Source organism: Allobosea sp. BE125, assembly GCF_031456075.1.
Lineage (GTDB): Bacteria > Pseudomonadota > Alphaproteobacteria > Rhizobiales > Beijerinckiaceae > Allobosea.
This window is the reverse complement of record NZ_JAVDTY010000011.1, coordinates 60,631-85,907: the sequence shown is the minus strand read 5'-3', so window position 1 is coordinate 85,907 and position 25,277 is coordinate 60,631. Positions and strand designations below refer to the sequence as shown.

25 protein-coding genes are annotated in these 25,277 nt (G+C 64.9%); 11 read left to right on the top strand and 14 right to left on the bottom strand.

From position 1 onward, the window contains the following. Nucleotides 1-140: 140 nt before the first annotated feature. From J2Y55_RS22550 to J2Y55_RS22525, 6 genes are all read right to left on the bottom strand, one after another. Nucleotides 141-698: an MOSC domain-containing protein gene (locus J2Y55_RS22550; RefSeq protein ID WP_310158172.1), complete on the bottom strand. Its 558-nt coding sequence runs from the start codon at nucleotides 696-698 to the stop codon at nucleotides 141-143. A gap of 282 nt (nucleotides 699-980) precedes the next feature. Continuing rightward, nucleotides 981-1,466 carry a bacterioferritin gene (gene bfr / locus J2Y55_RS22545; RefSeq protein ID WP_310158170.1) on the bottom strand — a complete coding sequence of 162 codons (486 nt, stop codon included), beginning with the start codon at nucleotides 1,464-1,466 and terminating at the stop codon, nucleotides 981-983. A 99-nt stretch (nucleotides 1,467-1,565) separates the two neighbouring features. Further along, nucleotides 1,566-1,853, bottom strand: a complete 288-nt coding sequence (locus J2Y55_RS22540) for a (2Fe-2S)-binding protein (RefSeq protein WP_310158168.1) — start codon at nucleotides 1,851-1,853, stop codon at nucleotides 1,566-1,568. Beyond that, the gene (gene irrA, locus J2Y55_RS22535; RefSeq protein ID WP_310158167.1) at nucleotides 1,850-2,383 is read right to left on the bottom strand and encodes an iron response transcriptional regulator IrrA; all 534 of its coding nucleotides are present in this window, start codon (nucleotides 2,381-2,383) and stop codon (nucleotides 1,850-1,852) included. The genes J2Y55_RS22540 and irrA overlap by 4 nt, the downstream gene beginning before the upstream one ends. Nucleotides 2,384-2,701: 318 nt before the next feature. Further along, nucleotides 2,702-4,291, bottom strand: a complete 1,590-nt coding sequence (locus J2Y55_RS22530; RefSeq protein ID WP_310158166.1) for a DHA2 family efflux MFS transporter permease subunit — start codon at nucleotides 4,289-4,291, stop codon at nucleotides 2,702-2,704. A gap of 175 nt (nucleotides 4,292-4,466) precedes the next feature. After that, on the bottom strand, nucleotides 4,467-5,657 hold the full coding sequence (locus tag J2Y55_RS22525) for an HlyD family secretion protein (RefSeq protein WP_310158165.1): 1,191 nt from the start codon (nucleotides 5,655-5,657) through the stop codon (nucleotides 4,467-4,469). Nucleotides 5,658-5,801: 144 nt separating this feature from the next. Between J2Y55_RS22525 and J2Y55_RS22520 the strand changes: the two genes are divergently transcribed. Then, the gene (locus J2Y55_RS22520; protein WP_310158164.1) at nucleotides 5,802-6,479 is read left to right on the top strand and encodes a TetR/AcrR family transcriptional regulator; all 678 of its coding nucleotides are present in this window, start codon (nucleotides 5,802-5,804) and stop codon (nucleotides 6,477-6,479) included. Between the two features lie 246 nt (nucleotides 6,480-6,725). Beyond that, nucleotides 6,726-7,679: a phosphoribosylaminoimidazolesuccinocarboxamide synthase gene (locus J2Y55_RS22515; protein WP_310158163.1), complete on the top strand. Its 954-nt coding sequence runs from the start codon at nucleotides 6,726-6,728 to the stop codon at nucleotides 7,677-7,679. A 161-nt stretch (nucleotides 7,680-7,840) separates the two neighbouring features. Here J2Y55_RS22515 and J2Y55_RS22510 read toward each other — a convergent pair whose 3' ends face one another. Further along, a complete protein-coding gene (locus J2Y55_RS22510; protein WP_310158162.1) occupies nucleotides 7,841-8,290 on the bottom strand; it encodes a YybH family protein in 450 nt (149 codons plus the stop codon). A gap of 149 nt (nucleotides 8,291-8,439) precedes the next feature. On the opposite strand from J2Y55_RS22510, the gene J2Y55_RS22505 reads away from it, so the two are divergent. The 3 genes from J2Y55_RS22505 to arsB are packed head-to-tail and all read left to right on the top strand — an operon-like array spanning nucleotide 8,440 to nucleotide 10,309. Then, nucleotides 8,440-8,772: an ArsR/SmtB family transcription factor gene (locus J2Y55_RS22505; RefSeq protein ID WP_310158161.1), complete on the top strand. Its 333-nt coding sequence runs from the start codon at nucleotides 8,440-8,442 to the stop codon at nucleotides 8,770-8,772. Between the two features lie 11 nt (nucleotides 8,773-8,783). Further along, entirely contained in the window at nucleotides 8,784-9,215 is a 432-nt protein-coding gene (arsC, locus tag J2Y55_RS22500; protein ID WP_310158160.1) for an arsenate reductase (glutaredoxin), read from the top strand. Continuing rightward, nucleotides 9,212-10,309 (top strand): ACR3 family arsenite efflux transporter, encoded by a 1,098-nt coding sequence (gene arsB, locus J2Y55_RS22495; RefSeq protein WP_310158159.1) that lies wholly within the window; start codon nucleotides 9,212-9,214, stop codon nucleotides 10,307-10,309. Before arsC ends, arsB begins: the two co-directional genes overlap by 4 nt. Nucleotides 10,310-10,330: 21 nt before the next feature. Here arsB and J2Y55_RS22490 read toward each other — a convergent pair whose 3' ends face one another. Next, on the bottom strand, nucleotides 10,331-10,816 hold the full coding sequence (locus J2Y55_RS22490) for an Lrp/AsnC family transcriptional regulator (RefSeq protein WP_310158158.1): 486 nt from the start codon (nucleotides 10,814-10,816) through the stop codon (nucleotides 10,331-10,333). Between the two features lie 129 nt (nucleotides 10,817-10,945). Between J2Y55_RS22490 and J2Y55_RS22485 the strand changes: the two genes are divergently transcribed. Continuing rightward, a complete protein-coding gene (locus J2Y55_RS22485) occupies nucleotides 10,946-12,232 on the top strand; it encodes an aminotransferase-like domain-containing protein (protein WP_310158157.1) in 1,287 nt (428 codons plus the stop codon). A gap of 95 nt (nucleotides 12,233-12,327) precedes the next feature. Here the strand turns inward: J2Y55_RS22485 and J2Y55_RS22480 are convergent, their stop codons facing one another. From J2Y55_RS22480 to J2Y55_RS22470, 3 genes are all read right to left on the bottom strand, one after another. Then, nucleotides 12,328-12,831 carry a hypothetical protein gene (locus tag J2Y55_RS22480; protein WP_310158156.1) on the bottom strand — a complete coding sequence of 168 codons (504 nt, stop codon included), beginning with the start codon at nucleotides 12,829-12,831 and terminating at the stop codon, nucleotides 12,328-12,330. A 140-nt stretch (nucleotides 12,832-12,971) separates the two neighbouring features. Then, nucleotides 12,972-13,865, bottom strand: a complete 894-nt coding sequence (locus J2Y55_RS22475; RefSeq protein WP_310158381.1) for a DMT family transporter — start codon at nucleotides 13,863-13,865, stop codon at nucleotides 12,972-12,974. A 218-nt stretch (nucleotides 13,866-14,083) separates the two neighbouring features. Next, entirely contained in the window at nucleotides 14,084-15,118 is a 1,035-nt protein-coding gene (locus tag J2Y55_RS22470) for an aspartate-semialdehyde dehydrogenase (protein WP_069688946.1), read from the bottom strand. Between the two features lie 455 nt (nucleotides 15,119-15,573). On the opposite strand from J2Y55_RS22470, the gene J2Y55_RS22465 reads away from it, so the two are divergent. Both J2Y55_RS22465 and J2Y55_RS22460 read left to right on the top strand, forming a co-directional pair. Beyond that, complete coding sequence (locus tag J2Y55_RS22465; protein WP_310158155.1) at nucleotides 15,574-16,659, top strand: hypothetical protein; 1,086 nt, start codon at nucleotides 15,574-15,576, stop codon at nucleotides 16,657-16,659. A gap of 295 nt (nucleotides 16,660-16,954) precedes the next feature. Then, on the top strand, nucleotides 16,955-17,260 hold the full coding sequence (locus tag J2Y55_RS22460; protein ID WP_310158153.1) for a hypothetical protein: 306 nt from the start codon (nucleotides 16,955-16,957) through the stop codon (nucleotides 17,258-17,260). 109 nt (nucleotides 17,261-17,369) lie between these two features. Here J2Y55_RS22460 and J2Y55_RS22455 read toward each other — a convergent pair whose 3' ends face one another. Then, on the bottom strand, nucleotides 17,370-19,763 hold the full coding sequence (locus J2Y55_RS22455) for a transketolase-like TK C-terminal-containing protein (protein WP_310158151.1): 2,394 nt from the start codon (nucleotides 19,761-19,763) through the stop codon (nucleotides 17,370-17,372). Between the two features lie 231 nt (nucleotides 19,764-19,994). Beyond that, the gene (locus J2Y55_RS22450) at nucleotides 19,995-20,609 is read right to left on the bottom strand and encodes a hypothetical protein (RefSeq protein WP_310158149.1); all 615 of its coding nucleotides are present in this window, start codon (nucleotides 20,607-20,609) and stop codon (nucleotides 19,995-19,997) included. A gap of 317 nt (nucleotides 20,610-20,926) precedes the next feature. Here J2Y55_RS22450 and J2Y55_RS22445 point away from each other — a divergent pair, with 317 nt between their 5' ends. Both J2Y55_RS22445 and J2Y55_RS22440 read left to right on the top strand, forming a co-directional pair. Next, complete coding sequence (locus tag J2Y55_RS22445) at nucleotides 20,927-21,412, top strand: Lrp/AsnC family transcriptional regulator (RefSeq protein WP_310158147.1); 486 nt, start codon at nucleotides 20,927-20,929, stop codon at nucleotides 21,410-21,412. Between the two features lie 131 nt (nucleotides 21,413-21,543). Continuing rightward, nucleotides 21,544-22,890, top strand: a complete 1,347-nt coding sequence (locus tag J2Y55_RS22440; protein WP_310158145.1) for an MFS transporter — start codon at nucleotides 21,544-21,546, stop codon at nucleotides 22,888-22,890. Between the two features lie 147 nt (nucleotides 22,891-23,037). Here the strand turns inward: J2Y55_RS22440 and J2Y55_RS22435 are convergent, their stop codons facing one another. Next, nucleotides 23,038-24,204 carry a patatin-like phospholipase family protein gene (locus tag J2Y55_RS22435; protein WP_310158144.1) on the bottom strand — a complete coding sequence of 389 codons (1,167 nt, stop codon included), beginning with the start codon at nucleotides 24,202-24,204 and terminating at the stop codon, nucleotides 23,038-23,040. Between the two features lie 244 nt (nucleotides 24,205-24,448). Between J2Y55_RS22435 and J2Y55_RS22430 the strand changes: the two genes are divergently transcribed. After that, nucleotides 24,449-25,231, top strand: a complete 783-nt coding sequence (locus J2Y55_RS22430) for a 3-hydroxybutyrate dehydrogenase (protein ID WP_310158142.1) — start codon at nucleotides 24,449-24,451, stop codon at nucleotides 25,229-25,231. Nucleotides 25,232-25,277: the final 46 nt, after the last annotated feature.

The window sequence follows — 25,277 nt, the reverse complement described above, 5'->3', positions numbered from 1 at the left end:
AGCGGCGAAGCCGCGCGGATCCGGGATCCATCATAGGGCATGGACGGCGCCCTATGATGGATCCCGGGACGACCTCCGGCCGCCCAGGATGACGGCGTGTTTCAGAGTATGTGTGGCGATCCTAGGAGTTGCGGCGGCGCTCAGACCCGCTCCAGCGCCCGATGCGGCTGCGCCGGCAATGTGACGCCCACCGAATCGCCGGGGCGGATCTCGCCGGCCGCCAGCACGATCCCCATGATGCCGGCCTTGCGGATGAGCTTGCCGGTCTCGTCGCGGCCGAGCACGGCGGCGAGAAGCTTTGGCCGGAACGCCTCGATCTGCGCGCAAGGATTGCGCAGGCCGGTAATCTCGACGAGCGCGTCAGGTCCCAACTGCAATCGCGCCCCGACCGGCAGGCCGAGCAGATCGAGCCCGCGCGTCAGCACGTTCTCGCCCATCTGCCCGGGCGCGACGTCGAAACCCGCCGCGTTCAATTCGTCGAGCAGTTCGGCCTGGAGCAGATGAACCTGGCGCAGATTGGGCTGCGTCGGATCGACCGCGACACGCGAGCGATGCTTTACCGTCTCGCCGCAATGGGCGTCACCCTCGACGCCGAGGCCGGCAAGCAGGCGGATCGAAGGCAGGTTCGGCTTGCTGAAGGCATGGCCCAAAGCCGCGCTCACCGCGATGACTTTCGCTGCCAAAACCTGCGCCGCCATGACCAGACCTCCGCTTGCCCTGCAATGGCCGCCTTCTGCCACGGCTCTCGTGCGCTGACGAGCCCGCAGGCCATCTGGTCAGGATCAACTGCGTCGCGCGCCGCGCAAGGCTGCCATCAATCTGCATCGACGCAGTCACCCGCCATCATTCCGGACGGAGCCCCCCGGGTCCGACCTTCGATCGGCCCAAGGATAAACTCCGCAAAGCCCCCTGCTCCAGACACGAAAACGCCGGAGCCGCATGGCGGATCCGGCGCGGGATCGAGAGGAAAGGACGAAGGCTCAGTGGCCTTCGTCGAGCCCGCCGACATGCTTCTGGGTGTAGAGTTCCAGACCGATGCGCCCGATCAGTTCGAGCTGCGTCTCCAGGAAGTCGATATGGCCTTCCTCGTCCTTCATCAGCGCCTTGAACAGTTCCTCCGACGGGTAGTCGCCGACCTCGCGGCAATACTTCGCCGCCTCCTGATAGAGCGCGCGCGCCTCGATCTCGGCCTTGAGATCGCATTCGATCAGTTCGGGAACGGTCTCGCCGATGCGCAGCGCATCCAGCGTCTGCATGTTCGGGAAGCCTTCGAGGAAGAGAATGCGGTCGACGAAGCGGTCGGCATGGACCATCTCCTCGATCGACTCCTTCTTCCAGGTCTTGGCCATCTCCTTCAGACCCCAATTGTCGAGGATCCGGTAATGCAGCCAGTACTGGTTGATCGCAGTGAGCTCCGAGCGAAGCCCCTTATTGAGATATTCGATGACCTTCTTGTCACCCTTCATGGCGGAGTTCCTCAGTACACTGGAATGATCCCAATGTAGACTGAGCTTTTACAGAAGGAAAGACCGTAAGTCGCGCAAAAAGCGCTTTTCTGCGCGCGCTCAGGCCGCGACGCGGTCGCTCGCAATCTCCAGCCCGTCCATCATCTGGCCGACGGAGATATGCACGGCGCATTCGATGTCGCGGCTTGCGCAGGAGCCGCACTGGCTCATGCAGGCGGCGCGTGCCTCGGCCAGGATCGCGCGGACCTGGCGGGCGCAGCCGCCGCAGCTCGCGCTGCAGCCAAGGCAGTCATAAGCCTGGTTCGCCGTCGCCGGGCCACTGCCATCAGGAGCGATCGTGCCCTTGATCTGCCGGCACGACAAGACGTTACAGGAGCAGACGATCACGCGTGACGGCCCCCAGTCATGCGCGTCTCGATTTCCTCGCCATCGGCGCGGCGCAGCCGGACGATGACCTCGACCGAGGAGATCTCCATGCCTTCCGGCGCCTGCGGCAGGCCGGCGACCTGGATCGTCGAGCCCGGAATGTCGACGACCGTCTCGTCGTCCTCATTGTAGAAGTGGTGGTGCTCGGAGACATTGGTGTCGAAGAAGGTCTTCGGCCCCGAGACCGAGACCTGGCGCAGCAGCCCGGCTTCCGAGAACTGGCGCAGCGTGTTGTAGACGGTGGCAAGCGAAAGCGGCTCGCGGGCGCGGATCGCCTCCTCATAGAGCATCTCGGCGCTGACATGGCGGTCGCCCTTGGCGAAAAGCAGCCAGCCCAGGGCCATGCGCTGGCGCGTCGGCCGCAGGCCCGCGGTGCGCAGGCGCGCCTTCACCGCGCTGATCGGGCAGGAGGCCGGGCTTTTCTGCGGCCACGGGATATGGTCCGCGGCAATGCGGGGCTGACCCAGGTCCTTCGCAGGCAAAACACTCATGAATAACGCCTTCCAACAATACCGGCTGACCGGCTCCGCAGTTTAGAAAACATCTAAACTACTGATATTGTTGTTATATTTGTCGGATCGATAGCCAAATGTCAATCTGAGCAGGTGCGACATGACGCCATCGTGTCTCGGCTCGCGTCATTGCGAGGAGCCTAGCGACGAGGCAATCCAGAGGCCGCGATGAGCCACGAGGGGCCGCAGAACGAACTCTCCTGAATTGCTTCGCGGAGCCTGTGCACGGGCTTGCCGAAGCAAGACCCGGGTGCTCGCAATGACGGGGTTGCGCCGCAAGTTACCGCCACGCCACCGTCAATGCCCTCCGCCGCCGCCCGCCGGCGCGACCTTGGGCGGCTTGCTCATGAACAGCGCCATCAGCACGAGCGCACCGAAGATCAGGGTCAGCCCGAGGAAGACGTCGCCGAAGGCCATGATCAGCGCCTGCTTGTGGGCGCGCTGGTTGATCAGGGCCAATGCCATCGACTGGGCGGCGTCGCCGAAATCGGAAAAACGCTGCGTCAACGCCGCGATGTTCTCCTCGGCGATCTGGCGACCCGCAGCGACCATCTCGTGCAGCCGTGTGATGTGCAGGTCGGTGCGCGTGTTCAACACCGTGTTGATCAGCGCCAGGCCGACGGCGCCGCCGAGATTGCGGGTCAGATTGTAGAGGCCCGAGGCATTCTTGAGCTGATGCGGCGACAAGGTGCCGAGCGCGAGATTGTTGATCGGCACCATGCACAGCATCAGCGAGCAGCCGCGCAGGATCTGCGGGACCAGCAACTCGTAGAAATCCCAATCCGCCGTGATCGCGGAGGCGATATAGGTGCCCAGCGCAAAACCGCCGAAGCCGATCATCATCATCACGCGCGGGTCGAGCTTGGTCGAAAGCCGCCCGGCGATCGGCGCGGTCAGGAACATGCACAGGCCGGTGACGAACATCGTCTCGCCGATCATCAGCGCGTCATAGCCGCGGATGCGCCCGAGATAGACCGGGTAGAGATAGGTCAGCCCGTACAGCCCGATGCCCATGCAGAAGGAGAACAGCGAGCCGAAGGCGAAGTTGCGGTTTGTGAAGGCGTAGAGGTCGACCAGCGGATCGTCCCGCGTCAGCGCCCGCCAGAAGAACAGGATCGCACCGGCGACCATGACGAAGGAGAAGAACACGATCTCGTGGCTCTCGAACCAGTCGAGCCGCGTGCCTTCCTCCAGCACGTATTCGAGGCTGCCGAGGAAGGAGGCCATGCCGATCAGGCCGAGCCAGTCGAAGCGCTTCAGCAAACCGGCCTGCGGCTTGTCGAAATCGATCAATGTCCAGGCCGCGATCGAGACGCAGATGCCCGGCACGACATTGACCAGGAAGAGCCAGTGCCAGGAGAAGGCATGGCTGAGATAGCCGCCGACGGTCGGTCCAATGGTCGGGGCGAGCGTCGCGACAAGGCCGATGATCGGCGAGACGATCGGCCGCTTGGACGGCGGAAAGATGGTGAAGGCCGCGGCGAACACGCCGGGGATCATGCCGCCGCCGATGAAGCCCTGGACGGCGCGCCACAGGATCATCTCGTTGATCGAGGACGACATCGCGCAGAGCACGCTCGAAATCGTGAAGCCGGCAGCCGCAATCGAGAAGAAAACCCGCGTCGAGAAGGCGCGGCTCAGATAGCCCGAGAGCGGGATCATGATCACTTCGGCGATCAGATAGGCGGTCTGGACCCAGGCGATCTCGTCCGAGGATGCGGACAGGCCGGCCTGGATCTCGGCGAGCGAGGCCGAGACGATCTGGATGTCCAGGATCGCCATGAACATGCCGAAGACCATGGCGATGAAGGCGAAGATCCGCCGCCTCGGAATGGCGTCCTCTTTCGGAGGGGCGCCGGCTGGACTGGTCAGCGTCGCGGTGGCCATGGCGGCCCGCCTTTCAATTCGCTCGGCGAGTATTGGGAACTCGAGCCCTCATCCTGAGGAGCGCCGAAGGCGCGTCCCGAATGATGTTCCAGGGGGCGCTGGACCATCCCTCGAGACACCATTTCCAGTGAAATGGCTCCTCAGGATGAGGGCTCGAGAATTTCGAACCGATGCCTCAGCGCTGCGAAGCAGGCCGCGGATCGATGCTCACCACGACCGACATGCCCGGGCGCAGCACATGCTTGCCCGCTGATTCCGGCGCAAGCGCGATGCGCACCGGCACACGCTGGACGATCTTGGTGAAGTTGCCCGTGGCATTGTCGGGCGGCAGCAGCGTGAAGACCGAGCCCGTTCCGCCGGCGATGCCGCTGACCTTGCCCTCGAAGACCTGGCCGGGCAGCGCATCGACCGTGATCGAGGCCTTGTCGCCGATCTTCAGCGGGCCGACCTGCGTCTCCTTGAAATTCGCATCGACATAGACCTGGTCGAGCGGGACGATCGACATCAGGCGCTTGCCGGCGCTGACAAGATCGCCGAGCTGGACATTGGTGTTGGCGACGAGGCCGTCGATCGGCGCGGCGATCCTGGTGAAGGTGAGGTCGCGCGCAGCCTTCTGCTCGGCCACCCTGAGTTCGTCGGCCTGGCGAGCCGCCTCGACGCTCTGCGCCTTCAGCACCTCGACATTGGCGTCGGCCTGCACGACGCCGGCCTTGGCGCTCGCCAGAGAGGCGACAGCCTGGTCGCGCGCCGCCCTGGCGCCGTCGAGCGTGGCCTGCGAACCATAGGATTTGGCGGCAAGGCTGTTGGCACGATCGAAATCGGCAGCCGTGCGGGTGACAGCCGCTTCGGCCGAAGTCTGCTGGGCGCGCGCCTGCACCAGCGCGGCGCGGCCGGCTTCGATCTGGCTGTCGATGCGCAGCAGCGTCGCGGTGGCGGTCGCGCTCTTGGCCTTGGCGCTGTCGAGCGCAAGGCGCCAGTCGCCATCGTCGAGTGCCACCAGCGGCTGGCCGGCCTTGACCTCCTGGTTCTGCACCACGGAGACCGTCGCGATATTGGCCGCGAGCTTGGCCGAGATCGTCGCCATCTCGGCGCCGACATAGGCGTCGTCGGTCGAGACGATGAAGCGGCCATTCTTCCACCAGTCGACGCCGTACCAGGCACCAACGCCCACCGCAGCCGTTGCCAGCAGCATCAGGCCGACCCGGCGCACCCCGCCGCGCTTCGCCTTCGGCGCGGCAGTCGTCTCCGCCGCGGGGGGCGCTGCCTCGCCAGTCTGGCGGGCATGGGCAGGTTGTGTGGTATCCATTGCGGGGTCGACCAGCTTCAGCCGGTCGCGACGCTGCTCGGTGATGGTCTCGGCGGACATGGAAACATCCTGGCGATATTCAATTCGAACCGGTAGGTTCGATTTCGGTTGAAATAGCGCCATCGATGACGCATATCAAGAGGAATCGAACCAGCTGGTTCGATTCTTTTTTCAGAGGCGGCCGAGAGGCGCCGGACGGGCAGTATGAGCGAAACACTTGAGCGGGCGGTTAAGCCGACATCGCGAAATCGGCGCATCGCGGGAGCAGACCCCGACAAGCGCCGCCAGATTCTCGATGGCGCGCACGAGGTCTTCACGGCGCGCGGCTTCGATGCGGCAAGCGTGAGCGACATCGCGGCCGCCGCGAATGTCTCCAAGAGCACGCTCTATGTCTATTTCGAGGATAAGGAGCATCTCTTCGTCGCGCTGATCGAGCGCGAGCGCGAGGCGCAGAAGCGCGGCCTTTACGAGATCTTGAATAGCGATCTCGATCTCGCTCATGGGCTGACGGGCTTCGGCGAGGGGCTGGCGCGCATGCTGGTCGGCGATTTCGCCGTCAGCGCCCACCGCATCGTGCTCGGCGTCGCCGAGCGCATGCCCGATCTCGGCAAGGAATTCTACGAGCGCGGCCCTGGATACGGCACCCAATGCCTGGCGGGTTACCTTGCCCGCCAGGTCGAGAAGGGCGTGCTCGACATCGACGACACCGAGCTCGCAGCCGTGCAATTCGCCGATCTCTGCCAGTCCACCCTGGTGCGCCCGCGCCTGTTCAACGCCAAGCGCAGCCCCGCCCCCGAGGCCGAGATCAAGCGCGTCGTCGCCTCGGCCGTCGCGATGTTCCTCGCCCACTATGCGCGAGACGCTGGAAAATCGAAGGCTTGAGCCCCCTCGGCCCTCATCCTGAGGAGCGCCACAGGCTTAGTCTCGAAGGATGCTCCCGATGGTTCCGGAGCCGCCAGAACCATCCTTCGAGACGCCGCTTACGCGGCTCCTCAGGATGAGGGCTGATCTTTCCAATTGTCCTTGAGCCGATTTGCCACGAGGCCTCACCGCCAGATCCCGCTTGACCCCGCAGGCCCGCACGATTTTAAGCGGTTGCAAGCCTAGCATTCCAGCGAAAGACCCCCGATGAGCGATTCCCGCGTTCTGTCAGATGCGTTCATTCCGGAACTGCCGAACCGCTACAACGGCAAGGTCCGCGAGAATTACGATCTGCCCGATGGCCGCCGCATCATCATCGCGACCGACCGCCTGAGCGCCTTCGACCTGATCCTGACCGCCATACCGTTCAAGGGGCAGGTGTTGACCCAGACGGCGCGCTACTGGTTCGAGGAAACCGCCGATATCTGCCCCAACCATGTGCTCGCCTATCCCGACCCCAATGTCGTGATCGGCACCAGGCTCGACATCCTCCCGGTCGAGATCGTCGTGCGCGGCTATCTCGCCGGGACGACCAGCACCTCGATCCTGACGAAATACAGGAACGGCGAACGCGAGATGTACGGCTTACGCCTGCCTGACGGTCTGCGCGACAATGAAAAGCTGCCCGAAGCCATCATCACCCCAACCAGCAAGGCCTTCGACGGCGGCCATGACGAGCCTTTGTCCGGCGCCGAGATTCTGTCGCAGGGGCTGTTGAGCCAGGAACAGTGGGACAGCGTCTCGCGCTATGCGCTGGCGCTGTTTGCGCGCGGCCAGGCCCGCGCCGCCGAGCGCGGCCTGATCCTCGTCGACACCAAATACGAATTCGGCACGGATAAGACCGGCGCCATCATCCTCGCCGACGAGATCCACACGCCCGACAGCAGCCGCTACTGGGTCACTGAGAGCTATGAGAAGAGCCTGACTGAGAGAACGCGACCGGTCAGCTTCGACAAGGACTTCGTCCGTGCCTGGGTCGCGGCGCGCTGCGACCCCTATAAGGACCCGATCCCGGCGATTCCCGCCGAGCTCGTCGAACAGACCTCGCGCGTCTACATCCAGGCCTATGAGATGATCACGGGCCAGAGCTTTGCACCCGATCTCTCCGGCGCAACCGTCCTGGACCGCATCCGGGCAAATCTCACACCGTATTTCACCTGACCGGCGGGCCATCCCACGGGCGCTGACATCTGCGCGGCGCCCTGGTTCGGAACCACACCGTCATTGCGAGTGCAACGAAGCAATCCAGGGGACGTAGAGCGAGCCCTCCTGGATTGCTTCGTCGCTGACGCTCCTCGCAATGACGATTCAAGCGGTGCAGTCTAACGCGCGCTCAAACGCTTCGACGGCTCGTATTGATCCTCGAGCCGGTTCGCGTGCCGGTGCAGCAGGCGCCAGCCGCCATCCTCGAACCGGAACACATGGGTGACCCGGTTCGACCATTGCGTCGGCTGCTCCATGCCGGACATTTTGACGCTGAAGGTCTCGATATCGGTCGTATAGGCAAGATCGGCCCCCACCACGGTGGTGATGTTCCTGTGGCTGACCGTGCCGCCCTTGAAGCGTTCCGCCGCCCAGTCCCAGCGCTGCGAGACCTCGTCCCAGCCCTTTTCATACCCGCCCCAACCATAGAAGCTGGTCGCGTCGTCGCGATGCGAGTAAAACGCCTTGATCGGTCCGACATCGCCATTGGCGACATGGGCGAGCGCCGTTTTCAGCGTGCCAAGGGCAGCCTCGAAAGCCTCTCTCGCCGATTGTGATGCGCTGTCCATTCCGACCTCCTGCAAGTCCGTGAGGCTAGCATGACCGGCAGGGCGTCAGGCAAGGGCGGCCATCGCGAACCCTCATCGGCAAACCGAGACGGCTGTCTTTCGGAAAATGCTGCGCTTGCATGATTCATAATATCCATTAATCTGGATATATGGAATCAGAAGCAGCCATCATTGCGCTCGGCGCCTTGGCGCAGGCGACCCGCCTCGACAGCTTCCGACTGCTGGTTCGCCATGAGCCCGCAGGCCTGGCCGCCGGCGAGATCGCCCGCCTTCTCCAGGTGCCGCAGAACACCATGTCGGCGCATCTGGCGACCCTGTCGCGCGCAGGGCTCGTCAGGTCGGAAAGGCATAGCCGCTCGATCGTCTATCGCGCCGATCTGGATGGCTTGCGCGCGCTGACCCTCTTCCTCGTCAAGGATTGCTGCGCCGGAAAGCCCGAGCTCTGCGCGCCGTTGATCGCCGAGCTGACCCCGTGCTGCTGAGTGGCCCCCCCATGAGCACCGATATCGTCATCTACCACAATCCAGCCTGCGGCACCTCGCGCAACACGCTGGCGCTGATCCGCAATGCCGGCATCGAGCCGCATGTCGTGGAATATCTGAAGACGCCCCCGGCAAGAGCGCTGCTGGTCGAGCTGATCGCCCGCGCCGGCATGGCGCCCCGCGATCTGCTGCGCGAGAAGGGCACGCCCTATGCCGAGCTTGGCCTTGGCGACATGTCCTTGCCCGGTGATGCGCTGATCGACGCGATGATGGCGCATCCCATCCTGATCAACCGGCCGCTGGTGGTCTCAGGCCTCGGCGTCAGGCTCTGCCGGCCCTCGGAAGCCGTGCTGGACCTGCTGCCCGCGGCCCAGAAGGGCGCTTTCGCCAAGGAGGACGGCGAGCGCGTCATCGACGAGACCGGAACGAGGATTTCGGAATGACGACCACGCCTGCGCCCGAAAGGCTCTCCTTCCTCGATCGTTACCTCACGCTCTGGATCTTTGCGGCGATGGCGCTCGGCATCGCCCTGGGCACGGTCTTCACCGGCCTGCCCACCGCGCTCGAGAGCCTCTCGATCGGCACGACCAACATCCCGATCGCGATCGGCCTGATCCTGATGATGTACCCGCCGCTGGCGCGCGTCCGCTATGAGGAGTTGCCGGCCGTCTTCGCCGACAAGCGCGTTTTGGCGCTGTCGCTGGTCCAGAACTGGCTGATCGGCCCCGTCCTGATGTTCGCGCTGGCGGTGATCTTCTTGCGCGACCAGCCACACTACATGACCGGGCTGATCCTGATCGGGCTCGCGCGCTGCATCGCCATGGTGCTGGTCTGGAACCAGCTCGCCAAGGGCGACAACCAATATGTCGCCGGCCTCGTCGCCTTCAACTCGCTCTTCCAGATCCTGTTCTTCAGCGTCTATGCCTGGTTCTTCCTCAGCGTCCTGCCGCCACTGTTCGGGCTGGAGGGCAGCGTCGTCGCGGTCAGCTTCTGGACGATCGCGCAAGCGGTTGCGATCTATCTCGGCATCCCCTTCCTGGCCGGTTACCTGACGCGGCGCATCCTGACCGCGCGCCGAGGCCAGGAATGGTACGAGGGCACCTTCCTGCCGCGCATCGGGCCAGTCACGCTGGCCGCGCTGCTCTTCACCATCGTCGCGATGTTCGGCCTGAAGGGCGGCGATCTGGTGCGCCTGCCTTTCGACGCGGTGCGGATCGCAATCCCGCTGGCGCTGTATTTCGTGCTGCAGTTCCTGCTCAGCTTCGCCATGGGCAAATGGATCGAGGCCGACTATCCCCGCACCACGGCCGTCGCCTTCACCGCCTCCGGCAATAATTTCGAGCTGGCGATCGCGGTTGCGATCTCCAGCTTCGGCCTCGCCTCGCCGGTTGCCTTTGCTGCCGTGATCGGCCCGCTGGTCGAGGTGCCGGTCCTCGTCCTGCTCGTCCATGTCGCGCTCTGGCTCGGCCGCCGCTGGTTTTCCGCACCGATTCCGGCGACCGACCTCCCGGCGGTCGCCGGGCCGGCAGCGCCCTGACATTGGTAGCGACGCGCGAGGTTATGTTCTGAGCCTGGCCTTGCCCGGAACCGACAGAAGCCGGTTCGACGTCGTCGCCTCCAGGATGACCATCGTCGAGGTTTCGGCGACGCAGGGGATCGATTGCAGCGCCTCGGTGATGAAACTCCTGAGCGCCTCGATATCCTTGACCCAGACTCGAACAAGATAATCGACATTGCCGGTCACCAGCAGGCATTCCGTGATCTCGGGCCGTCCCTGGATCGCAGTCAGGAACTGGCTCGCCGCATCCGGGCTTTGCTTGGCGAGGCGCACGCTGACCATCACGCAAATGCCGAAGCCGAGCGCGGCGGGGCTGATCCGCGCCGCATAGCCCTCGATCACGCCGGTTTCCTCGAGGCGCTTGATGCGCCGGCTGCACGGCGTCGGCGACAGCCCGACCTGCTCGGCCAGCTCCAGATTCGAGATCCGCCCATTGGCCTGCAGGGCGGCCAGGATTCGGCGGTCGATCTGATCCAATTCGACCATGAGGTTTTTTCGCTCTCAAAGATCGGGTTTCGAGCGATTAACGCTCTATCACCCGGCACTTGCGCGAAACATTGCACGGACTCTCTCCGATCGCGACCGCTATTGTCTGCCAAGCAGGAGCAACAGGACATGACGATCTCGAAAGGCCCGGCAGCCGGGAAACGCCCGGACTGCGCGCAATGGCTCAAGACGAGCAACAGCATCTCCCAGCAATTCCTCGCCTTTGGTGGCCGCCCCGATGTGGTGAGCCTCGCCGGCGGCCTGCCCGCGGCAGAGCTCTATCCACTCGCGGCGATCCAGTCCGCGACGCAGCGTGCGCTCGAACGGCACGGGCCGGCGGTCCTCGAATATGGTGCCATCGAGGGCTTTCCTGCCCTGCGCCGGCTGATCGCGGCGCGCATCTCGGCCGAGACCGGCGGGCATTTCACGCCTGAGAACGTGCTGCTGACCAGCGGCTCGATGCAGGGGCTCGATCTGATCGGCAAGGTGCTGGTCGATCCCGGCGATCTGATCGTTGCGCAATCGCCGACCTATCTCGGCGCGCTCGACGCCTGGCGCCCGCGCGCGCCGCTCTACCACACGCTCGACTGGGATCTGCAGGAACCCGGTTTCGACGATGCCCTCGCCCGGGCCAAATTCGCCTACGCTGTACCCAACTACTCCAACCCGACCGGGGTGCTGGTTTCACAGGAGCGCCGCGCCGCCTTGCTCGACAAGGTGCTGACTGCCGGCACATGGCTCGTCGAGGACGATCCCTACAGAACGATCCAATTGGACGGGCCGCCCGGCCAGAGCATCCTTGGCCATTATGTCGCGCGGCATTCGCGCGCCTATGACGGCCCGGTGATCTATCTCGGCACCGTCTCCAAGAGCCTGGTTCCCGGCCTGCGCGTCGGCTGGATCATCGCCGAACCCGGCATGATCCAGGCGCTGACGCTCGCGAAACAGGCGACCGATCTCAGCAGCAGCATGCTGACCCAGGCGATCACGCTCGAACTGCTCGAACAGGATTTCGACAGCGAGCATGCCAAGGCAATCGTTCCGCTTTACCGGGAGCGGCGCGACGCCTTGTGCCATGAGGCGACCCTGCGCCTGAGCGAATGGTTCGAGTGGGAGGTGCCGGTCGGCGGCATGTTCGTCTGGATGCGGGCCAGGAACCAGGCGATCGACACTGACGAGCTCTACCGCTTCGCCGTCGAGGAGAAGGTCGCCTTCGTTCCCAGCAGCGTCTTCGATTTCACCGGCCAGGACCGCTTCGCGATGCGGGTCAATTTCACCCGGAGCTCACCGGAGGTCATCACCGAGGGGGTGCGGCGCCTGGAACGCGCCATCGCCAGTTACGTCTCATCGCGCACTCAGCTTCAGCGCCGGGGTGGGCCGGAAGCCTCGATGCGTGATCAACGCATCGAGGCCTGAGCCTGCGGGGCGCCTAGAGCAGGATGCGAAAAAGTGGAACCGGTTTTCGCATTGATCCTGCTCGAACTCCTCGATGAGAGCCCTGCAGCTCCGCGTTACTTCAGGCCCTTGAGGCTATTGATGATGCTGGAGAGGTCCTTGAGATTCTCGGTCTCGCCCTCGGGCGAAGCCCAATAGGTCAGGACGAGGCCCTTGGTATCGGTCACCTGCAGCAGCGTCAGGCTGACATGCGTCGGACCATCCTCGTCCTTGCCGTTCCATTTGACCTGGACACCTTCGAGGCCGTTGATCGAGAAAGGCTTCTGCTCCTGGCTCGCCTGGTCGATGACGACATCCTTGCTCTTCAGCCATTTGACCGCGTCGGCGATCGCCTGCGCCGCATCCTTGAGCTCGGTGACCTCGACGGAGACATAGACGGTCTCGTCCTCCGAAGTAGACTGCACGCCCTTGTCGATCTCGCTCGATTCCCAACCATCCGGCAGCGTGATCACCGCGACCGGATTGGGGTCGGGGATCGAATAGGTCTTGGCCTCTGCGAATAGCGGAGACGCGACGAGGCAAGCGGCCGTCACAACGGCGCGGATGAAAGCGGATGGCATCGAGACTGTCCTTGAGAGAGGGTGCCTGCTTTTCACGCCGGCCCCGCATATTACAGGACTATACGGCCTCCGCCTAACCCAGCACCCCGCTGCGGTGACCCGCGCCCCGGAGCGAGCAGGATGCCGGAAGCGGTCCGGTCTCAGACGCTCAGCAGCCGCGCCTTGATGCGCTCGCGATGCGCGGTGTAGAGGCCTGACCCGGCGATGATCACCGCGCCGACCAGCGTCCAGATGTCGGGCAGGACGGCGAACAGGAAAAAGCCGAAGATCGCGGCCCAGAGCAATTGCATATAGGAGAACGGCGCCAGCAGCGAAGCGTCGGCGTGGCGGAAGGCCTGCACCACCAGCCAGTGGCCTACCGTCGAGGTGGTACCAACGAAGACGCCGAGCCAGAGCATCTCCGCCGTCAAAGGCTGCCAGGCGAAGGGCATCACCGCGCTGACGATCGCAAAGCCGATCAGCGCCGAATAGGCCAAGGTCGTCAGCGGGCTCTCGGTCCGGCTCATCATCCGGGTCACGATCAGCGCGAAGGCCCAGGTCGAGGCCGAGACGACCGGCAGCAGCGAGGCGAGCTGGAAGCCGGCCCCGCCCGGACGCACCACGATCAGCACGCCGAGCAGCCCGACCAGCGTCGCGGTCCAGCGCCGCCAGCCGATGGTTTCGCCCAGGATCGGGATCGACAAGGCCGTGACGAACAAGGGCGCGATGAAGCTCGTCGCCGTGGCGTCGGCGATCGGCAGATATTTGAGCCCGATCACGAACAGGATCGAGGAGGCAGTGACTCCGAGGCCGCGCAGAAATTGCAGCATCGGCTTGCGCGTCCGCAACCGCTCCAGGCCGCCGCTGCGCGCCACGATGGCGAGCATGATCACGGTGAAGACGCCGTAGCGCAGCCAGGTGATCTGCAGCGGCGGCACCGTGATGGTGAGCAGCTTCGAGACCACGTCCGACGCGGTCAGGAAGAAAGTCGACAGCAGGATCAGCCCGATGCCGCGAAAGGCATTGTCGCGACGCGGCGGCAACGCCGCCGTCACAGGCGGCAAGGGTGTCGGTTCTGGGTGGGGAGCGTTTGGCAAATCATCGACGCGCAGGATTGAAACGCGACGCTAATCGATTTGATCGGCCCCGCGTTGCGCAAAGATCGAACGGCGACCATGCATGGCCGCGCCCGGGCATGGCCACAGCCACAGGACCCATCAAGACAAAGGCGGGCTCATGGCCCGCCTCGATCAGCCGATGACTGCGCCTCGCTTCACGCCGCCTGCTTGCGCGGCTGGATCAGCTTGCGGTTGATCAGCACCTCGGCGATCTGCACCGCGTTCAGCGCCGCGCCCTTGCGCAGATTGTCGGAAACGCACCAGAAGGCGAGGCCGTTCTCGACCGTATTGTCCTCGCGGATGCGCGAGATATAGGTCGCATCCTCGCCGGCCGCCTCATGCGGGGTGATGTAGCCGCCAGGCTCGTGCTTATCGATGACGAGGATGCCGGGAGCGGTGCGCAGCACCTCGCGCGCCTCATCGGCCGTGACCGGCTTCTCGCACTCGATGTTGACGCTCTCGGAATGGCTGATGAAGACCGGCACGCGCACGCAGGTCGCGGTCAGCTTGATCTTCGGATCGAGGATCTTCTTGGTCTCCGCCATCATCTTCCACTCTTCCTTGGTGAAGCCGTCTTCCATGAAGACGTCGATCTGCGGGATGAGGTTGAAGGCGATGCGCTTGGGGAACTTCTTGGTGGTCATCTCGCCGGCGGCGAAGATCGAGCGCGTCTGGTTGAAGAGCTCGTCCATCGCCTCCTTGCCGGCGCCGGAGACCGACTGATAGGTCGAGACGACGACGCGCTTGATCACATACTTGTCGTGCAGCGGCTTCAGGGCGACGACGAGCTGGGCGGTCGAGCAGTTCGGATTGGCGATGATGTTCATCTTGGTGAAGCCTGCGGCAGCAGCGGCGTTCACCTCCGGCACGATCAGCGGCACGTCGGGATGCATGCGCCAGGCCGAGGAGTTGTCGATCACGACGCAGCCCTGCGCGCCGATCTTGGGCGACCATTCCTTGGAGACCTCGCCGCCGGCCGACATCAGGCAGATATCGGTATCGGAGAAGTCGTAATGCTCCAGCGCCTTCACCTTCAGGACCTTGTCGCCGAAGGACACCTCGGTGCCGATAGACCGGGACGAGGCGAGCGCTACGACCTCGCTGACCGGGAAAGCGCGCTCGGCCAGGATATCGAGCATCTCATGGCCCACATTACCCGTGGCGCCGACAATCGCGACCTTGAAGCTCATTGTGATGGTCCTTTTGGATGAAACCGGTTTGGTCTCCCCTGGGGTGCCGGCCCGCTCGATGATGTGAAGCAGGTTCGGCGAATATCCCCGCCGGGGGGAGAGAACCCGGAACCGAGGCGAAGGTCAGCGCGACGTAACCGTTTTACCGGTCGTCGTTTTGGTCGTGCGTTTCGTCGTCTGACGGACGTTCACAGGGCCAATCCCGAAGGGCTGAAGGCTTCGCGTCGGCGCAAGGCAGGTTTCCCCGCGCGCCTTGCGCCAAGTCAAAACACCCAAGGCGGCCAAAAGTCAACGTCCCCCGCGATTAACCCTGCTCCTTGACCTCGGGTTTACGCTGTTTCCGGATCGCCCGCCGGCGGTAACCCGGCGCTGACTCACAGCCGGCCAGTCTCCGAGCGGGTGAAGCCGAGCCGCGCACACGACGCGGCCACTAACCACTAAGGTGAGTTCCGGTCGTGTCGCGTCATCTCGCATCGCTCCTGTTCGGCAGGCTCCGCTCGTATTGGCCGGCTGTCGCAACCGCTGCCAAGGCTACCGGCCGGATCGCCTCCGCCGCGGTTGATCGCAGCAGGCCTCGCCTCGCTCGTTTCGACGGGGTCGCGACTCTGATCCGCTGCGCCGATGCGATCGAGACCGGCTTCGCCATGCTGCTGCGCGGCGCCTTCGCCGCCTTCGGCCGCCGCGGCCTCGGCCTGACCGGCGGATTGATCTGGCGCGGGCTTGCCGCCCTGACCGGCATCGGCCTGACGGCGAGCCTCATCACCGCCTTGTCCGCTGCCGGCGACAGCGAGCCGCGCCTCGCCAGCCTGACGATTCCCGCCGCCAGCGAGAGCCGACCGGTCCGCGACGTGCTCCTGGAGCCGCGCCAGCAGGCGCTCATTGGCGACAATTGGCTCAAGATCGCCCGGCCGATCGCGATGTTCGGCCTGGAATCGCCCGAGCTCGACCGCCAGCAGCCGAGCTATGAGGCGATGCGCAGCCAGGACGGCGCCCGCCGCCAGGACACGCTGAGCTTCGGCGCCTTTGATGCCGACAAGCCACATCTGCGGTTGCGCCTGCTCGTCACCCATAACAGCGAGGCGCGGCCCCAGCCCTTCGTCATAGCCTTGGTGCGCGAGGCCTCCGAGCGCGGCATGTCGATCCAGCGCAGCGGCGTTGCGACCTCGATCGAGACCCGCTTCGGCACGGTTGAAACAGCCGATACGACGCTGAGCGACGGCGACGCCAGCCGCCCTTGCATCGCCTTCCGCAAGAGTCCCGGTGACATGAAGAGCACCGGCGACCTGCCGCTCGGCCTCAGCGGCTGGTGGTGCGGCGCGCCCGGTCGCCCGGCCGACCGCCAGCAATTGGTCTGCCTGATCGACCGGATCGACCTGCTCGCCGCCGGCGAGGACAAGGCCCTGCGCTCAGCCTTTTCGCGCACCGAGCTCGCCCGCCAGCCGGCCTGCGCGCCGCCGCGCCTCTCGGCCACCGGCCGCAAGGCATCCTGGCTCGACGCCGACGGCACCGCCCCCGCGCTGAAGACCGCCGCTAGACGCTAACGCTGACCTCAGAACGCGCGAAGTCCCTATCCTGAAGAGCGGACGAAATCCGCGTCTCCAGGGGTGTTTCCGCGCTCTCTGAAACGCCCTTCGAGATGTCGTTGCGCGGCTCCTCAGGACGGGGGCTGTGTGTCCCAAAACGGCCCTTGAAATCGCTAGAAACGCAAAATCTCACTTTCACGTGCGTTGCCTCTGGCGGGCGCGAACAAAAGCGTTAACTACGAAGGTGTATCGTCGCGTCATCCCGCATCGTGACCGATGCCCCGCCGCCCGTCGCCTCAGGAGACCTTTCGTCATGCGTTCCTTCCAGCGTTTCGCCGCCGGCTTCGGCCTCTCGCTCGTGGCGCTGACCGTCGCGACGACGATCGCCGAGGCGCAGAATCGCCGCGGCCCGCTGCGCATCACCGTGCAGAAGCGCAGCTATTTCGACCTCGGCAATGTCGTGCCGGTCGGCTCGATGAATAATTACGCCAGCCAGCATTTCGCCGCCGCCCCGGTCTATGCCAGCACCGGCGAATTCTACGGCGAAGGCACCTTGCCGAGCCGCGTCGGCTCCGGCGCCAACCCCTTCGCCAACAGCTTCTCGACCCCGCGCTTCTGAGCGCGATCGTCATGGTCGGGCTTGACCCGACCATCTCGAAAACCAGCATCTTGTTGTCATGGGATTCTCGGGTCGGCGCTATGCGCCGCCCCAGAACGGCGCCTGATGCTTACGGCAGCGCCTTCAGATAGCGCACCGGCCGGCCCGGAGCCGCAGCCTGGGCGGCATGCACGATCGCATTCGCGTCGATGCCGAAATGGCGGTAGAGGTCGGCGACCGTGCCGGTCTGGCCGAAATGCTCGACGCCGAGCGCCTTCTGCTTGTGGCCATGCACGCTGCCGAGCCAGGCCAGCGTGGCGGGATGCCCGTCCAGCACCGAGACGATGCCGCAATCGCGCGACAGCTCCCCGAGCAGGCGCTCGATATGGCTCGTCGCCTGCTGGTTGCCGCGCTGGCGCGCCCGCTCGGCCGCCTGCCAGCCGGCATTGAGCCGGTCGGCCGAGGTGATCGCGAGCAGGCCGACATCCCGCCGGTCCTCGCCGAGCAACCCGACGGCCTCGATCGCCTCCGCCGCGACAGCGCCGGTATAGGCGACCACCACCGAGGCGTTGGGGCCGGGCTTGCGCAGCCAATAGGCGCCGTCGATGATCGCGTGCTCGAGCTCCGGCGTCATCGCCCGCTTCGGCTGCTCGAGCTGCAGCGTCGAGAGCCTCAGATAGACCGAGCCGCCGGTCTCGTCGCGCAGCCAGGTCCGCTCATTGGGATCGCCCTCGCCATCCCTCTGCAGATAGTCGAAGGACCAGCGCATCATTACCGAAAGCTCGTCGACGAAGGCCGGCTCGAAGGCGCACAGCCCATCCTGGCTCATTCCGATCAGGGGCGTGGCGATCGACTGATGCGCGCCGCCCTCGGGCGCGAGCGTGACGCCCGAGGGCGTCGCCACCACCATGAAGCGCGCATCCTGGTAGCAGGCATAGTTCAGCGCATCCAAGCCGCGCGAGATGAACGGGTCGTAGAGCGTGCCGATCGGGATCAGGCGCTCGCCGAAGATCGAATGCGACAGCCCCAGCGCCGAGAGATTGATGAACAGGTTCATCTCGGCGATGCCCAGCTCGATATGCTGGCCCTTGGGCGAGAACTCCCATTTCTGCATCGAGGGGATGCGCTCGTCCTTGAAAGTGTCGGCCATCTCCGCCCTGGCGAACAGGCCGCGCCGGTTGACCCATGGCCCGAGATTGGTCGAAACGGTGACGTCGGGCGCGGTCGTGACGATGCGGTCGGCCAAGGGCCCGCCGCGCTTGGCGAGATCGTCCAGGATCTTGCCGAAGCCCATCTGGGTCGACATCGTTGCCTGGATGCCGGCCTCCAGCGTCTCGGGCACCGGCAATTTCGGCGCGCTCTTGCGGCGCCGGCCCTCTGCGAAGAACGGCACCTTGTCGAGGAAGGTGCGGATCTGGTTCTCGGGCAGGTTCAGCCCCTCGAACAGATCCCATTCATGGCCGGGCCGGACCGTATTGGCGGTCTTGAAGCCCTCCATCTGGTCCTTGGTCATCAGCCCGGCATGGTTGTCCTTGTGCCCGGCCAGCGGCAGCCCGAAACCCTTGACGGTGTAGGCCAGGAAACAGACCGGCCGGTCATGGTCGATCGCCTCGAAGGCTTCCAGGATCGAGGGCAGGTCATGGCCGCCGAGATTGCACATCAGCCTGGACAATTCGGCATCGGAGCGGCTCTCGATCAGCTTGGTGACCGGCCCCTGATCGCCGAGATCGTCCATCAGCCGCTTGCGCCAGGCCGCCCCGCCCTGGAAGGTCAGGGCGGAATAAAGCTGGTTCGGGCAGGAATCGATCCAGGCCTTCAGCCGCTCGCCGCCCTTCTCCTTGAAGGCGGCCTGCTGCAGCGAGCCGTATTTCAGCGTGACGACATCCCAGCCGAAATTCCTGAACATCTGCTCGAAGCGGTCATAAAGCCCTTCGCGGATGACGGCGTCGAGCGACTGGCGGTTATAGTCTATCACCCACCAGGTGTTGCGCAGGCCGTGCTTCCAGCCCTCCATCAGGGCCTCGAAGATGTTGCCTTCGTCGAGCTCGGCATCGCCGATCAGCGCGACCATGCGGCCGTCCTGGCGCTTCTCGCCCCAGCCATGCGCCTTGACGTAGTCCTGCACCAGCGAGGAAAACAGCGTCTGCGCGACGCCCAGACCAACCGAGCCGGTGGAGAAATCGACATCGTCGATGTCCTTGGTGCGTGAGGGATAGCTCTGCGCGCCCTTGTAGCCGCGGAAATTCTCCAGCTTCTCGCGCGTCTGCAGCCCCATCAGATAGTTGATGGCGTGGAAGATCGGCGAGGCATGCGGCTTCACCGCGACCCGGTCCTGCGGCCTCAGCGCCGCCATGTAGAGCGCCGTCATGATCGTGCAGAGCGAGGCCGAGGAGGCCTGATGCCCGCCGACCTTCATGCCGTCCTCGCTGGCGCGGAGGTGATTGGCGTTGTGGATCGTCCAGGAGGCGAGCCAGAGAATCTTCTTTTCCAGCTCGGCGAGAATGGGCAGGCGCGGGTCGGACATGCATGTGCCTCCAAAAGAGGCCGTGATCATGCATGGTTTCCGCAGCGTTGGCAGCTAAAGACGTGAGCCGCACCTTCCTCAATTGGTGGTTTCCGCTAATCCTGGGCAGGAACGCGAGAGACTATGCCAGAGCACAGATTAGACGACATCGACCGCCGCATCGCCCCCCCCTCCAGGCCGACGGGCGCATCAGCATTCAGGATCTCGCGGGCAAGGCCGGACTCTCACCAATCACTTGGGCGGCGGCGTCGGGCCCGGCCGCTGCAGGAGCCAGCTCGTGAAGTCCTCGGCGAAATTTCCCGTCAGCCGATCGATCGGATCGGGCAGGAAGGCCGCGTCGACGAACGTGCCGCCGATCCCCTCGCCGGCGCGTGCGATCGCCCGCAACCCTGGGTGGGACAGGATCGGCCTGCCGCTCTTCGCGTCGACGACCGTTACGCCCGCCGTCATCTCATGAGGTCCACCGACCAGGATTCGCTGGATGATTGAAGTCACGCGGAGATTGCGCAAAGTCACCATGACCTTGACGGGCTGTTGGCCGGCGAGCGCCGGCTTGAGCTCGCGTTCAAGCGCAGCGGCAATCTTACCCTCTGCGGCCTTGGCGATGAAGGCGCGTGCCTCCGGCGTCTTCGACAAGGCTTCCGACTCCGTTTCCGGCAGACCCTTGCTGCGGGCATAGGCCCGGTCGCCATCGCCCCACCACAAGGTCGCTGCCGGATCGACCTCGACGGCGACGGAGGCTAGCCGCAGCGCCTCGCGCTGTTCCTGCGTCAGCGGGTTCGACACGGTGACGCAGCCAGCGAGCCCGACTGCGAAAAACGTTGCGACAATGAGACGGACGAGCATGTGGCCTCCCCGGAAACAGAGAGACCGCCGGTAGTTGAGCCGCCCGCTTTCAACAACCTGCACTCACAGCGGCAAAGCCGAGTTCCTGCAACTGTTGCGGGAAAGCGACAGCCTTCGCACCCGAGGCAATGAAACGTGGAGGCGATGCCGCGCAAGAGCAGGATGCGAAAAAATGGGCACCGGTTTTTCGTATTGATCCTGCTCTCACTCCTGGATGAGAGACGGATTCAGATGTCAGACGGAGTCACTTTGTGACACCGTCTGACATCATCCGGCTCTAGCGGCTCGTGCTATCACCGGGCCGGAAACAGCGAACCATGCCAGATCATAAGCTCGACGACATCGACCGCCGCATCGTCCAGGCTCTCCAGGCCGACGGGCGCATGAGCATTCAGGATCTCGCCGGCAAGGTCGGGCTCTCGCCAAGCCCTTGTGCGCGGCGCGTCCGGCTGCTGGAGGAGGCCGGCGTGATCAAGGGCTATGTCGCGGTCGTCGACCAGGACAAGCTCGGCCTGCCGGTCTCGGTCTTCGCCTCGATCAAGCTCGAGCGCCAGCGCGAGGAGGAGCTCGACCGCTTCGCCGCCATCGTCGCCCGTTGGCCCGAGGTCGCCGATTGCTATCTGATGACCGGGCCGCGCGATTACCTGCTGCGCATCATCGTCAGCGACCTCGCCGCCTATGAGCGCTTCCTCAAGGACAAGCTGACCCGACTCGACAATGTCGCCTCGATCGAGTCGAGCTTCGCGCTCGGGCAGGTGAAGCGCTCCTTCTCGGTGCCAGTGGAATTGGGCAAGGGCGCCTGAGGTAAAGATGCCTGAGGCACTTGAGGACGGAGCGGCCATCGGCAATGAAGTAATGCAGAGACAGCATATCAGCGCAATTATATGACGACAGACATGCGTTCAGCGCATTGATTGCCAATCGGCTTTCCGCTATGGCCGCCAGCTTCCCAAGCTCGCTCATCGAAAGCCGTCCCGTGTCGTCCCCCGTTGCCGCTCCCGCCAATTCGCCGGCCCGCATCCTCTTCGCCAGCCTCATCGGCACGACGATCGAGTTCTTCGACTTCTACATCTACGCCACCGCCGCCGTGCTGGTGTTCCCAAAGCTGTTCTTCCCCGGCGGGGACGCGACCTCGGCGATGCTGCAATCGCTGGCGACCTTCGCGATCGCCTTCTTCGCGCGGCCGATCGGCGCGGCGATCTTCGGGCATTTCGGCGACAGGATCGGGCGCAAGGCCACGCTCGTCGCCGCCCTGATGACGATGGGCCTCTCGACGGTCGTGATCGGCTTGCTGCCGACCTATGCCAGCGTCGGCGTCCTCGCTCCACTGCTGCTGGCGCTGTGCCGTCTCGGCCAGGGCCTCGGGCTCGGCGGCGAATGGGGCGGAGCCGTGCTGCTCGCCACCGAGAACGCCCCTCCCGGCAAGCAGGCCTGGTACGGCATGTTCCCGCAGCTCGGCGCGCCGATCGGCTTCATCTGCGCCACCGGCAGCTTCCTTTTGCTGACCGACCTGCTCAGCGACGCGCAGTTCTATTCCTTCGGCTGGCGCATTCCCTTCCTGGCCAGCGCGCTTCTGGTCTTCGTCGGGCTCTATGTCCGGCTGCGCCTGACCGAGACGCCCGAATTCCAGAAGGCGATCGACAAGCATGAGCGCGTCCGCATGCCGATCGTCGCGGTGGTGTCGCAGCACAAGGCCCATCTCCTGCTCGGCACCATCGCGGCGCTGGCGACCTTCGTGCTGTTCTATCTGATGACGGTGTTCTCGCTGAGCTGGGGCACCACGGCGCTGGGCTATGCGCGCGGGCAGTTCCTGCCGGTGCAGATGATCGGCGTCGTCTTCTTCGGGCTGGCGATCCCGCTTTCGGCCCTGCTCGCCGACCGCTTCGGCAATCGCCGGGTGCTGTTCTGGACCACGCTGGCGATCGCGGCCTACGGCTTCCTGTTCACGCCGCTGTTTATTCCCGGCAACCTGACCGCGATCACGCTGTTCTTCGTGCTCGGCTTCGGCTTGATGGGCTTCACCTACGGCCCGCTCGGCACCGCGCTGGCCGAGCTCTTCCCCACCGCCGTGCGCTATACCGGCGCCTCGCTGACCTTCAATCTCGGCGGCATCGTCGGCGCGTCGCTGGCGCCCTATATCGCGACCTGGCTCGCCAGCAATTACGGGCTGTCGGCCGTCGGCTGGTATCTCACGCTCGGCGCCCTGCTTACCGCCGCCGCGCTTGCGGCGATCGGCGCCGTGGTGCGCGCCCGGCTGCCGGCTGCGGCAAAGATGGCCTGACGGTGCGCTCCACTTGGAGCGTTTTCCACACAGCTTGAAACGTCGTTGCGAGGAGCAAAGCGACGAAGCAATCCAGGAGGACTCGCTCAGCGGCCCCTGGATTGCTTCGCTGCGCTCGCAATGACGGGTGACTTGGATGGAAAGCGCTTACCGCCGCTCGAAATCCCTGTGCACGTCATGCGCCACGATTCCGGCGCCGTCGGGCGGGATCGTCAGCCAGTCCTTGCGGGTCAGCGTCTGCTTGGTGTCCTCATAGCCTGACTTCCAGTGTTCCTGCATCGAGGTGCGCGAGAACTCGTAATCCTTGGCATGGCCCTCATAGGATTTCTGCTGGTAGATCAATTGCAGGATGGTGTGTTCGGGCATCAATGCGAGCTCGTCGCGCAGCGTCCGCTCCTCCTCGCTCAGGCTGTCATCGGGCACTTTCGAGAGCGCCTGATGTGTCTTCTTCTTCCAGTTCTGGATCAGCGCGAACAGATCGGTCGTCAGGCGCGTGCGCGAGGAATAGGTGATGTCCTTCTGCCGGCCCATCACATCCTGCAGCGTGCGCGGCAGCGGACCACGTGCCGAGAACAGGTCGACCTGGAAGATCAGCGAGTTCAGCGTGTCCTCCTGCGCCAGGAGATGCTGCAGCGGCGTGTTGGAGACGATGCCGCCATCCCAGTAATGCTCGGTGCCGATCTGCACGGTCGGGAAGGCCGGCGGCAGCGCACCAGACGCCATGACATGCTCGGGCGCGATCGCCTCCTGGGCGTTGTCGAAATAGACGAAATTGCCCGAGGCGGCATTGACCGCCCCGACCGAGAACCTGACCGCCTTGCGGTTGATCAGATCGAAATCGACCAGCTCCAGCAGCGTCTCGCGCAAGGGCGAGGTGTCGTAGAAGCTGGTGGCGTCGGTCGCGCCGGCTGCCGCGAAGAGCGGGCTCGTCCGGCGTGGCTCGAAGAAGCCGGGCTGGCCCAGCAGAGTGGTGAAGAAGGACGAGGTCGCGTTGCGCGCCTGGCGGTAGATGTCGCCCTCGGGCGTGAACCACCAGACCTTGCGATCGGTGATGCGGTCCCAGAACGCCCTGAGGCGCTCCAGCCGGCGCTCGCGCGGATTGCCGGCGATCAAGGCTGAATTGATTGCGCCGATCGAGACGCCCGAGACCCAGTCCGGCTCGATATCGGCCTCGTGCAGCGCCTGATAGACCCCCGCCTGATAGGCGCCGAGCGCGCCGCCGCCCTGAAGCACGAGTGCGACGCGGTCGCAGCGCTCGGGCCGCCAGCCAAGATAGCGGCTATCCGAGAGGGAGACGGAGGGAGGAGCGTTCATGGCGCGGATGTCCTCAGGCTGATCGCACTGCAACAATGATAATGCCGATGTCGCCCAGGAGACAGCGATATCAGGTGACAGCGATATGACGCCAAGACACCGTCATCATCCCGCAAGCCGCTGTCATCGTCCCGTCAGGCAAGCTTCATCGCCGCGTCAGCTTCCCCCGCCACGCCTCAGGCACGGATTTTGCGGCGCAGCATGCGCCGGCGGACCGATCCGGACTTTGGAGGGAGAGAGCAGCATGCTGAAGGGCAAGACCGCCGTCGTCACCGGCTCGACCTCCGGAATCGGCCTCGCCATCGCCCGCGCCTATGCGGCTGAGGGCGCCAACATCGTCATCAACGGTTTCGGCGCGCCAGACGCCATCGAGAAGGAGCGCGCCGGCATCGAGACCGATTTCGGCGTCGCCGCACGCTATTCCCCCGCCGACATGGCCCATGGCGGCGCCATCGCCGCGATGATCACTGATGCCGAAAGCGAATTCGGCTCGGTCGACATCCTGGTCAACAATGCCGGCATCCAGTTCGTCTCGCCGATCGAGGACTTCCCCGTCGAGAAATGGGACGCGATCATCGCGATCAACCTCTCGGCCGCCTTCCACGCCATCCGCGCCGCCCTGCCCGGCATGAAGGCGCGCAAATGGGGCCGCATCATCAACACGGCCTCGGCCCACGCGCTCGTCGCCTCCCCGTTCAAATCGGCTTATGTCGCGGCCAAGCACGGCATCGCCGGCCTGACCAAGACGGTCGCGCTCGAGGCCGCGACCTTCGGCGTCACGGCGAACGCGATCTGCCCGGGCTATGTCTGGACGCCGCTGGTCGAGAAGCAGATACCGGAGACCATGGCGGCGCGCGGTCTCACCAAGGAACAGGTCATCAACGACGTGCTGCTGCACGCCCAGCCGACCAAGCAGTTTGTCACCAGCGAGGAGGTTGCCGCGCTTGCCGTCTTCCTCGCCTCGGACGCCGCGAAATCGATCACCGGCGTCATCCTCCCGATCGATGGCGGCTGGACCGCTGAATAGGCCAGAGCATTGCGCGAAAAACAGGGACCGGTTTTTCGCGTGCGCA